The sequence below is a fragment of the Arcticibacter tournemirensis genome, from assembly GCF_006716645.1.
GTDB classification, from domain to species: domain Bacteria; phylum Bacteroidota; class Bacteroidia; order Sphingobacteriales; family Sphingobacteriaceae; genus Arcticibacter; species Arcticibacter tournemirensis.
The window spans coordinates 2,504,301-2,517,892 of the sequence record NZ_VFPL01000001.1; the positions used below are offsets into that span (position 1 = coordinate 2,504,301).

The 13,592-nt window shown below is 44.2% G+C and carries 9 protein-coding genes; 6 read left to right on the top strand and 3 right to left on the bottom strand.

The annotated features are described in order from the left end of the window. Positions 1-3: 3 nt before the first annotated feature. Both treS and glgB read left to right on the top strand, forming a co-directional pair. Positions 4-3,345, top strand: coding sequence for a maltose alpha-D-glucosyltransferase (treS, locus tag BDE36_RS10440; protein WP_128770570.1), 3,342 nt, complete (start codon positions 4-6; stop codon positions 3,343-3,345). A 44-nt stretch (positions 3,346-3,389) separates the two neighbouring features. Beyond that, on the top strand, positions 3,390-5,315 hold the full coding sequence (gene glgB, locus BDE36_RS10445; protein ID WP_128770569.1) for a 1,4-alpha-glucan branching protein GlgB: 1,926 nt from the start codon (positions 3,390-3,392) through the stop codon (positions 5,313-5,315). Positions 5,316-5,376: 61 nt separating this feature from the next. Here glgB and BDE36_RS10450 read toward each other — a convergent pair whose 3' ends face one another. Beyond that, positions 5,377-5,754, bottom strand: coding sequence for a hypothetical protein (locus tag BDE36_RS10450; protein ID WP_128770568.1), 378 nt, complete (start codon positions 5,752-5,754; stop codon positions 5,377-5,379). Positions 5,755-5,943: 189 nt separating this feature from the next. Further along, positions 5,944-6,705, bottom strand: a complete 762-nt coding sequence (locus BDE36_RS10455; RefSeq protein WP_141814808.1) for a hypothetical protein — start codon at positions 6,703-6,705, stop codon at positions 5,944-5,946. Between the two features lie 90 nt (positions 6,706-6,795). On the opposite strand from BDE36_RS10455, the gene BDE36_RS10460 reads away from it, so the two are divergent. The 3 genes from BDE36_RS10460 to BDE36_RS10470 all read left to right on the top strand — a co-directional run bounded on the left by BDE36_RS10460 (position 6,796) and on the right by BDE36_RS10470 (position 9,046). Beyond that, positions 6,796-7,860, top strand: coding sequence for a metallophosphoesterase (locus BDE36_RS10460; RefSeq protein ID WP_141814809.1), 1,065 nt, complete (start codon positions 6,796-6,798; stop codon positions 7,858-7,860). 82 nt (positions 7,861-7,942) lie between these two features. Continuing rightward, positions 7,943-8,233 carry a YciI family protein gene (locus tag BDE36_RS10465; protein WP_128770565.1) on the top strand — a complete coding sequence of 97 codons (291 nt, stop codon included), beginning with the start codon at positions 7,943-7,945 and terminating at the stop codon, positions 8,231-8,233. Between the two features lie 6 nt (positions 8,234-8,239). After that, complete coding sequence (locus BDE36_RS10470; protein ID WP_128770564.1) at positions 8,240-9,046, top strand: ion transporter; 807 nt, start codon at positions 8,240-8,242, stop codon at positions 9,044-9,046. Positions 9,047-9,112: 66 nt separating this feature from the next. On the opposite strand, the gene ettA is transcribed toward BDE36_RS10470, so the two are convergent. Next, positions 9,113-10,795, bottom strand: coding sequence for an energy-dependent translational throttle protein EttA (ettA, locus tag BDE36_RS10475; protein ID WP_128770563.1), 1,683 nt, complete (start codon positions 10,793-10,795; stop codon positions 9,113-9,115). Positions 10,796-10,983: 188 nt separating this feature from the next. Here ettA and BDE36_RS10480 point away from each other — a divergent pair, with 188 nt between their 5' ends. Beyond that, positions 10,984-13,545 carry an ATP-dependent Clp protease ATP-binding subunit gene (locus BDE36_RS10480; RefSeq protein ID WP_141814810.1) on the top strand — a complete coding sequence of 854 codons (2,562 nt, stop codon included), beginning with the start codon at positions 10,984-10,986 and terminating at the stop codon, positions 13,543-13,545. Positions 13,546-13,592 lie beyond the last annotated feature (47 nt).

Here is a 13,592-nt window from a genome sequence, read left to right on the forward strand (position 1 = left end):
AACATGCCCGAAATAAGCACAAAACTCGACGATAAACTTCACTGGTATAAAGATGCCATAATCTATGAATTACACATTAAGGCGTTCAGAGATGGTAACTGCGATGGAATAGGAGACTTTAAAGGTTTGATGGAGAAACTGGATTATCTTCAGGACCTTGGTGTAACAGCAATATGGCTTCTCCCGTTTTATCCATCGCCCTTAAAAGATGATGGTTACGATATTGCCGATTATTATCATATCAATCCGTCATACGGAGACATCAGAGAATTCAGGCAGTTTCTGAAGGAGGCTCATAAAAGAAATCTGAAAGTCATTACCGAACTGGTAATTAATCATACTTCTGATCAGCATCCATGGTTTCAGCGGGCAAGAAAGGCACCGAAAGGGTCTTCTCACCGCAACTACTATGTTTGGACAGATGATCCTCATCAGTATAAAGATGCACGTATAATATTTCAGGACTTTGAAGCTTCGAACTGGAGCTGGGACCCGGTGGCTAAACAGTATTACTGGCACCGGTTCTTTTTTCATCAGCCCGACCTGAATTACGATAATCCCGAAGTGCAGGAGGAAGTGTTTAAAATGATAAATTACTGGTGTAAGATGGGCGTAGACGGCTTCAGGCTGGATGCTGTCCCTTATCTTTTTGAACGCGACGGAACCAATTGCGAGAACCTTCCCGAAACGCATGCCTTCCTGAAAAAGCTAAGGAAATATGTCGACGATAATTTCCCCGGGACATTGTTGCTTGCTGAAGCAAATATGTGGCCTGAAGATTCGGCGGCTTATTTTGGCGACGGCGACGAGTGTCAGATGAACTATCATTTTCCGGTGATGCCCCGCATGTTCATGGCCCTTCAGATGGAGGACCGTTATCCGCTGACGGATATTTTCGATCAGACACCGCAGATACCAGATACCTGCCAATGGGCGATATTCCTGCGTAATCATGACGAGCTGACGCTCGAGATGGTAACAGACGAAGAGCGGGATTATATGTATAAGGTGTATGTAAAAGACCCGAAGGCTCGCATTAATCTGGGAATCCGACACCGGCTTGCCCCCCTGATGGAAAATGACCGTAAAAAGATTGAGCTGCTTAATTCGCTGCTGTTTACTCTGCCTGGTACGCCGGTGGTCTATTACGGCGATGAAATAGGCATGGGCGATAACTTTTACCTGGGCGACCGCGACGGAGTGCGCACACCGATGCAATGGGGCGCCGACCGTAACGCTGGCTTTTCTCAGGCGAATCCTCAACGGCTATATCTGCCTCTGATCCTTGACCCGCAGTTTCATTACGGTTCGGTAAACGTAGAGATACAGTCGCGCAATACATCTTCTCTGTTGTGGTGGACCAAGCGTATCATCAGCATGAGGAAGAAATACAGAGCATTCAGCAGAGGAGATATGAAATTTGTCGATTCTGAAAATGCCAAGGTACTTTCCTTTACCCGTACTTACGGTGATGAAATAATACTGGTAATAGCCAACCTTTCAAGGTTCTCGCAGGCGGTAGAGCTGGATCTCGATGCCTATACCGGTTACGTTCCGGTGGAGATTTTTAGCAGGAACCATTTTCCTATAGTGAAAGATGCGAATCCCTATTTCGTTACGCTGGGGGCTTATTCCTGCCAGTGCTTCCTGCTTCAGAAAGAACGACCCGAGCTGCTTGAGCAACAAACCAGGCATGTACTCGAGCTGGAGCGATGGAAAGATCTGGTGGAACCTTCGAACCTTGAACAACTGGAAAATTCTATCCTTCCTACGTACCTTATGAAGATGAGGTGGTTTGGTGGAAAAAGCCGTGGGGTAGAGCGAATCGCTGTTACAGATCATGGTATAGTGCCTCATGAGGATATGAGTATTATCTTTTTGTTAATAGAAGTTTCTTATCAGAGCGGTCTGCCCGACACGTATCAGTTACCTGTTGCTTTTGGACGAGGCGACTTCTCTTACAGGGTAAAGGAAACGTGTCCTCAGTCTGTTATATCGGGAATAAGTGTTGCCGGCGAAGAAGGGGTTCTATATGACGCTATTTATGGTCTTGATCTTCAGATGGCTATTATAAAACGAATGGCTACTAACCACGATGCCGGTTTAAGGACCAGTGAGATCGATTTTTCGGGGAACAAGTTGCTGAGGAAGTATGTTCAGGAGCACGATAAGATTAAGCCGAGGGTATTGTCCGCTGAACAAAGCAATACCTCAATTACTTACGATAATTTGTTCTTCCTTAAAATATACAGGAAGGTTGATTTGGCCATTAATCCCGATCTGGAAATAACTCACTTTCTTACAAAACATGCCAGATTCAAGCACATACCGGCCTTTGTTGGGGCTATAGAATGGAAATTCAGTAAGGGAACGATGGTGTTGGGTATGATGCAGGAGATGGTAAAGAGCAATAGTGACGCCTGGGAATATATGCTTGATCGTCTCAACGATTTTAATGATAAGATCCTCACGCATAGCGATCCATCCATCCTCACTAAAGATCTGAAAGGGAGCTTGCTTGAGCCGGTTGTTTATGAAGATGTTCCGGAGAATATCAAGGAGCTGCTGGAAGGATCAGTTGCTGAAGGCTGCCGGTTGCTTGGCATACGCACTGGTCAGATGCACCTGGCGCTGGCATCGGGAAAGGATCTTGATGCATTCAAACCTGAGGAGTATTCGCTTCATTACCAGAGATCGGTGTTTTCTTCATTACAGACGCTGGTGCGTGCCACATTCCAAAGTCTCAACCGCAATTTGAAGAAACTTCCTGCCGATGTCAGAGAGGAGGCTGTTTCGCTATTAGGCATGAAGGAACAGATTTTGACCGTATTGAAACGGATATATAGCAGGAAGATTGATGTTACCAAGATCCGCATTCATGGCGATTATCATCTGGGACAGGTGCTGTACACCGGGAAAGATTTTATAATTCTCGATTTTGAAGGTGAGCCGGCACGCAGCTACAGCGAACGGCGTTTAAAATATTCACCCTTAAGGGACGTAGCTGGTATGATCCGCTCCTTTCACTATGCTGCATATGGCAGCTTATTTCTTGATAATCAAATTCGCCGGGAAGACATTGCAAAGCTGTTGCCTTTTGTGGAACAGTGGTATCATTACATGAGCGGCTTCTTTATGCATGCTTATCTCGACGAGGTTCGGGGCTCACATTTTATACCTGAGGATAAGGATGATCTTGAAATCCTGCTGCAAACTTTCCTGTTACAGAAAGCTATTTATGAACTTAATTACGAACTGAATAACCGCCCGAATTGGGTGATTGTACCACTGCGGGGAATTAAAGCGATATTGGCATTTAGTAAAACTGCGGCTGTCAATAAATAGAGCCGGTAACTACGTATAATTTACACGTATAACTTATAACATACATGACTACTGATCTGAATTTTTCGCTTTTCACTGATTTTGATATACAGTTATTCAAAGCAGGAAAACACTATCATTTATATAATAAACTTGGATCTCATGTAGCCGAACATCAGGGACAAAAGGGAGTCTACTTCGCTGTTTGGGCGCCAAACGCGCGCTTTGTCTCTGTCGTGGGGAACTTCAATCTTTGGGATCGGCAGAGCCATCCATTGAAGGTAAGATGGGATGGATCCGGAATCTGGGAGGCGTTTCTTCCTGGAGTACAGGAGGCTGAATATTATAAGTATTTCATAGAATCGAATAATGGTTATTCTGTGGAAAAAGGAGATCCTTATGCTTTTCATTGGGAAAATCCTCCGCATACGGCAACCATCACATGGGATATAGACTATGCATGGAATGATCAGAAATGGTTGGCTTCCCGTGCCGGAAAAAATCCGCTAAGTAAGCCCATTTCTGTTTACGAAGTACATATCGGGTCGTGGCGAAGGGTGCATGAGGAGGAAGGCCGCTTTATGACGTACAAAGAGCTCGCCAATGAGCTACCTGCTTACTGCAGTTATATGGGTTTTACACATGTTGAGTTTATGCCTGTAATGGAGCATCCTTTTTATGGTTCATGGGGGTATCAGCTGACAGGCTATTTTGCTCCTTCAAGCCGCTACGGGACGCCCCAGGAGTTCATGTTCCTGATAGATAAGCTCCATGAATCGGGAATAGGAGTGATACTCGACTGGGTTCCTTCTCATTTCCCTACCGATGAACACGGCCTCGGCTACTTTGATGGTACCCATCTTTATGAATATGATGACCCCCGGAAAGGATTTCATCCGGATTGGAAAAGCAATATTTTCAATCTCACCCGCAATGAAGTACGGGCATTTTTAATATCTAATGCGCTGTACTGGCTGGATAAATACCATATTGACGCCTTAAGGGTCGACGCAGTGGCATCGATGTTGTATCTCGATTATTCCCGTAAGGAAGGTGAGTGGATCCCTAATCAATATGGTGGAAGAGAAAACCTGGAGGCAATAAGCTTCCTTCAGGAGTTTAACCAGGCTGTTCATACGTATTATCCTGACGTGTTCACTGTGGCAGAGGAATCCACAGCCTGGCCCGGAGTTACAAGTAGTGTGGAATCCGGCGGACTGGGTTTTGATATGAAGTGGATGATGGGATGGATGCATGATACTTTGGACTATTTTGCGAAAGAACCTATTTATCGTAAATATCATCAGGGACAACTTACGTTTAGTTTAGTGTACGCATATTCGGAAAAGTTTACGCTCCCTTTGTCGCACGATGAAGTGGTGTATGGCAAGGCATCCCTCCTTGATAAAATGCCCGGCGACAGGTGGCAAAAATTTGCGAACCTCAGGCTTCTTTTTTCCTATATGTACGGACATCCGGGAGCAAAGCTGATTTTTATGGGCGGTGAGTTCGCACAGCAGCATGAGTGGCAGCATGACTATAGCCTGGACTGGCACGAGAACAACGACCCGCTAAATAACGGTGTCCAGAAACTGTTAAGAGACTTGAATAGCCTTTATAAAGAAGAACCTGGGCTCTACGAACGCAATTTCGATCCGGGAGGGTTTGAATGGATTGATATTAGTGATGCATCAAATAGCGTGATCAGCTGGATAAGAAAGGGAAACAACAGGAAGGATGATCTTATTTTTATTGCGAGCCTCGTTCCTGTAGTATATGAGAATTACCGCATAGGTGTTCCTGAAATTGGTTTTTATAAAGAGATATTCAATTCAGATAATCTCAAATATGGAGGGAGCGATGTATTGAATGACCCGGAGATAGAAGCATTCCCTATTCCAATGCACGGAAGAACACATTCCGTTCCGCTGATACTTCCCCCTTTAGGGCTCATCGTTCTTAAATATGTGCGCAGTAATCCTATAATATGATTTAAGAAATATCGTCTTGTGCAGAGTGCAGGACGATATGTTCTATTCAGGAGATCCTTGTTTAAAATATGGTAATTGTATATTTTACCGCCTCTAGTTGATCCTCCTCGCGTCCTTCCATAAAAAGTACAACCTTGTATTCGGTAAGGTTATCATTAAACCCCAGGAACATTCGTCTTAAGCAACGTTGAATGATAGGAGCCAGGTGCATATAAAGGTTTTCGCAATACAATGGAAATTTGTTCCGGATCACTTTTTCGTAAAAATCATTCCGGTTGAAATCAGACATATTTACTGTGAGGATTCCGGCGTTGTAAAAGCCGTTGATAAATTCGTTTCTAACATCAGCAGACAATCTTTCCAGCCATTCTTCTGAAAGCTCTTCGAAGATTGTATTATTAAGATTATTACTGATCAGTTGCCGGTAAAGATTTAGCATAACGTTAACATCGTTTTCAGCTCAGTGTGTAACTATATCATTTTCAATTAAGGCTTTATTCAAATGTTTCATCAAATCCCCTTTTCGAATAAATGCTGCATAGTAGAAGAACCTAAAAATGGTAATAAAGTTTTAAAAAACCACTTCTATTAGAAAATAATGATGATCCCTGTCTCAATGTATAATAGATTATTGTTCACGTTGCCGTTTTAAATTTCTTAGTTGTAAAACCGCAATAATGACCATTATGATGGAAACGATTGAAATTGCCAGTGCTCCATACGCAATGTCTGTATGATCGTTTTTCCGGGCAGATGCGATGGCGATAGTGGCCCAGGCGATAACAGCCGGATATACAGCATTTTTAAAGCGAAAGCTTACGATGATCGCCGCCAAACCCGCAATTGCCAGCATTATAAAAGCAAGCATAGGATTTCCTTTTCCTTGTTGTTCGGCAACGAACACCGAAAGATTGGCCAGAAAGGCAACGGAAAGCCATCCAAAGAATAAGCTGAACGGAAACTGGAGCCACCAGCTATGTTTCGACTGCCGCGCAGCCTTTCCAGTGACTATGAACATTTCAATACTCAGGAAAAGCAAAGCCAATATTATAACTACGCTCAATAACAGCATTTCATTCGTGTATACCCAAATCCACAGTCCTGCCAGCAGGTTTGATAGTAATAGTGGAAGGCTTACCTGGTTATATAATTTTTTTGGGAGCCGCGATCTTTGCAGCTGAATGATGCAATAGAAAATAAAGGATATATAAATAAGTCCCCATATGGAAAAGGCGTATCCGCTCGGAGTAAATAAACTGGGGTAGCGGGCTGATACCTCTCCCATGCTGGCCTGACTGAAGATCTTTACGTAAGAGTAGTTAAATAAAACGTTTAAAATGACTGCGAAAAGCGTTGCCCATCGCAAAATGGCTGAGTTTAATGTGTCCATTGCATCGGAATGACTTAACAAATGTATGATAAAATTAGATGTGTTCCTGAGTTTTGTCAACAATCTTTACATATATTGCGTTTATACAATATGCCCTCTCTTAATCTTGATTCTGCCCCTTTTGAGATATTCCTGATTGGCGATACCGGCGATATTTCTCCGGTACGTCCGGATCCGGTACTGCAGACCCTATGTGCGCATTTGGATCCATCGCAACCTTCTGCGGTTGTATTCCTTGGCGATAATATTTATCCCCGGGGACTCCCTCCGAAGGGAAATATACTGCGTAAGAATGCTGAAAATACGCTTATAAGACATCATGAAGCGCTCAAAGATTATCAGGGCAAAGTGATATTTATTGCAGGGAATCACGACTGGAACAAAGGAAGAAAAGATGGCTATGAGTATATTTTAAGGCAAGAGAAGTATATACAGGAATTATTCGGAGGCAAGAATGTATTTCTTCCGTCTAATGGCTGTCCCGGGCCGGCAAAAGTCAATATAGGCGACAATATAACTATTGTAGCCATAGATACACAGTGGTGGTTACAGAAGGGGCTGCGGCCGATAGGGGCACAGTATGGTTGTCGTGTTAACTCTGAAGACGATTTTTTTGAACAGCTTGAGAAAATTCTTGAAGAGAATAAACACAAGCATCTGCTTGTTCTGGGGCACCATCCGGTTTACAGCTATGCCATTCATGGAGGTCGCTTTAAGCTGAAGCATCATATCTTTCCCCTCACACTATACGACAAGGACGCCTGGATCCCCTTACCTGGCATTGGTTCGCTTCTGCCATTATACCGGAAATTTCTCGGAGCCCGCGAAGATATGTCGCACCCCCGGTATAGAAGGCTGCGGTCCAGGCTGAAGGAAATCTTAGGCCGGTACCCAAACCTCATCTACGCGGCAGGCCATGAGCATAACCTTCAGTATATTTGTAAAAACAAGAACCATTTTATCGTAAGCGGATCTGGCTCTAAAGTAAAATACGTGGTTCAATCGGGTAAGTATCTTCGTTTTGGTATAAAATGCAAGGGCTTTTTTAAGCTTCGCTTTGAGGCTGATGGTTCCGTATATCTTTCAGCATGGTCGGTAGATACTACAAAAGTTCTTGCTAAGGGGAAAGTGATCTACGAGGAACAGATCATCTGAACTTGCTTGCATGTAAAATACACTTGGCTGCCACCTGGATAAACTTATATATTTGCCCTATAACCCAATATATAAATAAGACATGACACAATATTTAGTTACAGGAACAGATTACACGGATGAGAATGCGCTCGAAAGGCGAATGGCTGTGAGAGAAAAACATCTGGAAGGCGCCCGCGCGTTAAAAGCGAATAATAATTTTATAGTTGCAGGCGCTGTACTCAATGAGGAGGGGAAGATGACTGGTTCGACTATGGTAGTGCAGTTTGAAACTAAAGACGATTTGAATGCCTGGCTTGAAAACGAACCCTACATTAAAGAGAAGGTCTGGGAAACGGTCGACGTGAAACCATTCCGCGTTGCGAATGTATAGTTATTGATGCAACGCCGCAGGAGCAACCTTAGAAATAAGATTTATATTATCGTTTTTCGTTCTGATACCAGGGCCGGAAGATTCTTTGATATTGTTCTTCTGTGGCTTATTATCCTGAGCATTCTCCTGGTTTTTATGGAGAGTGTGGAAGGTTTCAGGCGGCTTTATCAACCGCAGATCAGGTTGCTGGAGTGGGTCTTTACTTTCACCTTTACTATAGAATATATCCTGAGGATATACAGCACAAGGAATACCAGGCGCTATGTCTTTAGCTTTTACGGAATGGTGGATCTGCTTGCCCTGCTCCCGGGTTACTTTGCTTTGCTTCTCCAGGGCGGCCAATACTTCATTGTTTTGCGTGCTATACGTTTGCTGCGGGTTTTTAGAATACTTAAGCTAACGCGTTATCTGTATGAAGGAAACATCCTCGGCAAAGCCGTGAAGGCGAGTCTTTATAAAATCACAGTTTTTCTTTCAGCAGTTATAACCCTTGTGACTATAGTGGGTACTTTAATGTATGTCATTGAAGGAGAGCAGCACGGATTTAACAGCATTCCCGAAAGTATTTACTGGGCTATTGTTACCGTTACTACTGTCGGTTATGGAGATGTATCGCCAGCTACTCCCCTTGGGCGTTTAGTCGCGAGTATGCTTATGATCATAGGCTACGGAATTATTGCAGTGCCAACGGGCATTGTTTCAGTGGAGATGGCACGCGCTACCAATGATGCCCAGGAACCCTGTCCCCAATGTAAAGCACCCGTAGAGAAAGGCAAGGCAAACTACTGCAGCAACTGCGGAAGCAAACTGTGAGGGAGTTATGAGTTATGAATTACTGTTTATAAACTCATAATTCATAACTCATAATTCAATAACAACTTACGCTCCCAGCTTCTTATACTTGATCCTTTTAGGTGCGTTATCTCCGAGGCGTTTCTTTTTGTTCTCTTCGTATTCAGAGTAGTTTCCTTCAAAGAAATAAACCTGCGATTCGCCCTCAAAGGCCAGGATATGCGTACAGATGCGGTCGAGGAACCAGCGGTCGTGAGAAATGATTACAGCGCATCCCGCAAAGTTTTCCAGTCCTTCTTCGAGGGCCCTCAGGGTGTTTACGTCAATATCATTGGTTGGCTCATCCAGAAGAAGCACATTTGAGTCTTTTTTTAGCGTAATGGCCAGATGAACACGATTACGCTCCCCTCCGGAAAGAACAGAAACTTTCTTTTGCTGATCACCGCCATTGAAATTGAACTTTGAAACATAAGCCCGGGAATTAACCGGCCGGTTGCCTAAAAGGATCGTCTCTTGTCCGTCGGTAATATTCTCCCATACCGATTTATCCGGGTTCAGGTCGTTGTGCAGTTGGTCGACATATCCGAGAGCGACCGTTTCACCGACCCTGAAAGTTCCCGAATCAGGAGTTTCCTGACCCGTGATCAGGCGGAATAAGGTGGTTTTACCAGCACCGTTAGGGCCGATAATACCCACGATTCCGGCAGGCGGCAGTGAGAAGCTGAGATTCTCGAAGAGGATCTTGTCGCCGTATGCTTTCTTTACATTTTGAGCTTCTATTACAACGTTCCCAAGACGAGGACCGGGTGGAATGAAAAGCTCCAGTTTCTCTTCACGCTCTTTTCCTTCTTCAGACGCCATCTTCTCATAATTTGCCAAACGTGCTTTCGATTTTGCATGTCTTGCTTTAGGAGCCATTCGCACCCATTCAAGCTCTCTTTCAAGCGTTTTCTGGCGTTTACTTTCCGATTTCTCCTCCTGCGCCAGGCGTTTTGATTTTTGATCCAGCCATGAAGAATAATTCCCCTTCCATGGAATTCCCTCCCCACGGTCCAGTTCAAGGATCCAGCCCGCTACATTGTCGAGGAAATAACGGTCGTGCGTAACCGCTATTACCGTTCCTTTATATTGTTTAAGATGCTGTTCGAGCCAGTCAATTGATTCAGCGTCGAGGTGGTTCGTTGGTTCGTCCAGTAGCAGTACATCCGGTTCCTGTAATAAAAGCCGACATAAAGCCACTCTCCTTCGTTCACCCCCTGACAAAGTGGCAATCTTCTCGTCTGGATCCGGCGTCCTCAGTGCGTCCATTGCTCTTTCCAGCTTCGTGTCCAGTTCCCATGCTTGTGTAGCATCGATTTTATCTTGTAGTTCACCCTGCCTGGCCAGCAGTTTATCCATTGCATCCGCATCTTCATAAACCTCGGGTAAACCAAACTTTTCATTGATCTCTTCGTACTCTTTGAGTATTGCAGTGATCTCTGCTACCCCTTCTTCTACTACCTCCCGTACCGTTTTATGAGGATCCAGCTCGGGTTCCTGCGCTAAATAACCTACGGTAAAGCCGGGTGAAAAAACTACCTCTCCCTGAAAGGATTTATCGAGCCCGGCGATAATTTTCAATAAAGAAGACTTACCAGAGCCATTCAAGCCGATAACTCCAATTTTTGCTCCATAGAAAAAGGATAAATAGATATTCTTGAGAACCTGTTTTTGAGGCGGGTAAATCTTATTTACGCCGGCCATTGAAAAGATTATTTTTTCGTCTGCCATTATTGCTTAAAAGTCGGTCAAATATCGCGAATTTGTATGTTTTGATCTAATTTTTATTATCTTAGAGCATCAGGCAACGTTTTTCTCAAGAATGGCGTAATTGTTGATAAAATTATTACACAGATGCCCGTTGGATTTAACAAACAAATTAATACATTAGGGCGTTTTCAACGTAGAAAGGTTTATAAATGGAAGCTAAATTTTCACCCCGTGTCAAAGACGTAATTTCATATAGCAGGGAAGAAGCATTGCGGCTGGGACATGATTATATTGGCACCGAACACTTGTTGCTTGGTCTGATCCGTGAAGGGGATGGCATGGCAATTAAAGTATTAAAAGCGTTGGGTGTAGATACAGCACGTTTGCGTCGCTCTATAGAAGATGCGGTCAAAGGCACATCGGGGACAACAGCAAATCTGGGGAACATTCCCCTTACTAAACAGGCAGAGAAAGTATTGAAAATTACATATCTTGAAGCAAAGATCTTTAAAAGCGATGTAATTGGTACAGAACACCTTCTGCTTTCCATCCTTCGGGATGATGATAATATTGCATCGCAGATATTATTGCAATACAATATTAATTACGATGTTTTCAAAGCTGAGGTAGAACAGAACAAGGAGGATTTCAGAGATGAAGCTCCCGGATCTGCTGCAGGGGATGACGATTTCCGTGAAGAAGAGTCATCTTTCAGCCAACCCAAAAAGGTTTCTGATATCAAATCAAAAACTCCGGTTCTTGATAACTTCGGACGTGACCTCACAAAGGCCGCAGAAGACGGCAAGCTCGATCCGATTGTTGGCCGTGATAAAGAAATTGAACGGGTGTCGCAGATCCTGTCCCGCCGAAAGAAGAATAATCCAATTCTGATTGGTGAACCAGGGGTTGGTAAATCAGCTATCGCTGAAGGACTTGCGCTAAGGATCATCCAGAGAAAGGTATCACGTGTTTTGTTTAACAAAAGAGTGGTTACCCTGGATCTCGCTTCCCTGGTAGCAGGTACAAAATACCGTGGTCAGTTTGAAGAAAGAATGAAGGCTGTAATGAATGAGCTTGAAAAATCTCCCGACGTGATCCTTTTCATCGACGAGATTCACACGATTGTTGGTGCTGGAGGTGCTTCAGGATCACTCGACGCTTCCAATATGTTCAAACCGGCTCTTGCCCGTGGTGAAATTCAATGTATAGGAGCTACTACACTAGATGAGTATCGCCAGTACATTGAAAAAGATGGAGCGCTTGACCGTAGGTTCCAGAAGGTAATGGTCGAACCGGCCACTCCGGATGAAACTATTGAGATCCTTAACCGCATAAAGGAAAAGTACGAAGAGCACCACGCTGTAACCTATACTCCCGAAGCGATTAATGCTTGCGTTAGTTTAACTTCGAGGTATATTACAGACAGGTTCCTTCCTGATAAAGCCATCGATGCGCTGGATGAAGCAGGTTCCAGAGTTCACCTTACCAATATCCATGTCCCTCAGGAAATCATAGATATTGAACAGAAGATTGAAGAAATCAAGGTTGAAAAGAACAAGGTAGTCCGCAGTCAGAAATACGAGGAAGCTGCAAAGCTCCGTGATACTGAAAAACACTTGCTGGAGGAACTTGATCGTGCCAAGACTTCATGGGAAGCAGAAACACGTACTAAACGATATACCGTTACAGAAGATAACGTGGCAGAAGTTGTATCGATGATGACTGGTATCCCGGTACAGAGAGTAGGGCAGACCGACAGTCAGAAATTGCTTGCCATGCCCGAAACTATGGCTGGCAAAATTATCGGACAGGAAGATGCCATTAAAAAGCTTACAAAAGCAATTCAGCGTACCAGAGCAGGACTCAAGGATCCTAAGAAACCAATCGGTTCGTTCATCTTCCTCGGTCCTACAGGAGTTGGTAAAACAGAGTTTGCCAAAGAACTGGCCCGTTTCATGTTCGATACCGAAGATGCGCTGATCCAGATCGATATGAGTGAATACATGGAGAAATTCGCTGTATCACGACTCGTTGGAGCGCCTCCGGGATATGTGGGATATGAAGAAGGCGGACAGCTAACTGAAAAAGTGCGCCGTAAACCGTATTCGGTAGTACTGCTTGATGAAATTGAGAAAGCACATCCTGATGTGTTTAATATCCTGCTTCAGGTACTCGACGAAGGTCAGCTTACTGATAGTCTTGGAAGAAAAGTCGACTTCCGCAATACTATCGTGATCATGACTTCCAACATCGGTGCCCGTCAGCTTAAAGACTTCGGACAGGGGGTAGGGTTTACCACTTCAGCGAAATCAGTACAGGCGGATACTTACTCAAGAGGGGTTATTGAAAACGCTTTAAAACGTGCTTTTGCTCCTGAGTTTCTCAACCGTATTGACGATGTGATCGTGTTTAACTCGCTTACGAAGGAAAACATCTTCAAGATTATTGATATCGAACTGGCCGCACTTTTTGCAAGGGTACAGGCTCTCGGATATAGTATCGTCCTGACAGAGGCCGCCAAAGAGTTTATTGCCGAAAAAGGTTACGACTCTCAGTTTGGCGCCCGTCCGTTAAAGAGGGCCATTCAGAAGTACCTCGAAGATCCTGTCGCCGAAGAGATCCTTAAAGGCGAGATAGCTGAAGGTGGGGAAATGGCGGTTGACTTCGATAAAGAGGCTCAGGAGATCCGCATAGCTCCCGCCGCTGCGAAAAAGGAAAAAGAAGCGCAAATGCCCGACGGAAATCAGGAAAATAAAGCTGATGGCGAATAAAATGGTCGGAACAGGTTGCTGCTGATTTGGTCAGCGATAGCAAGTTT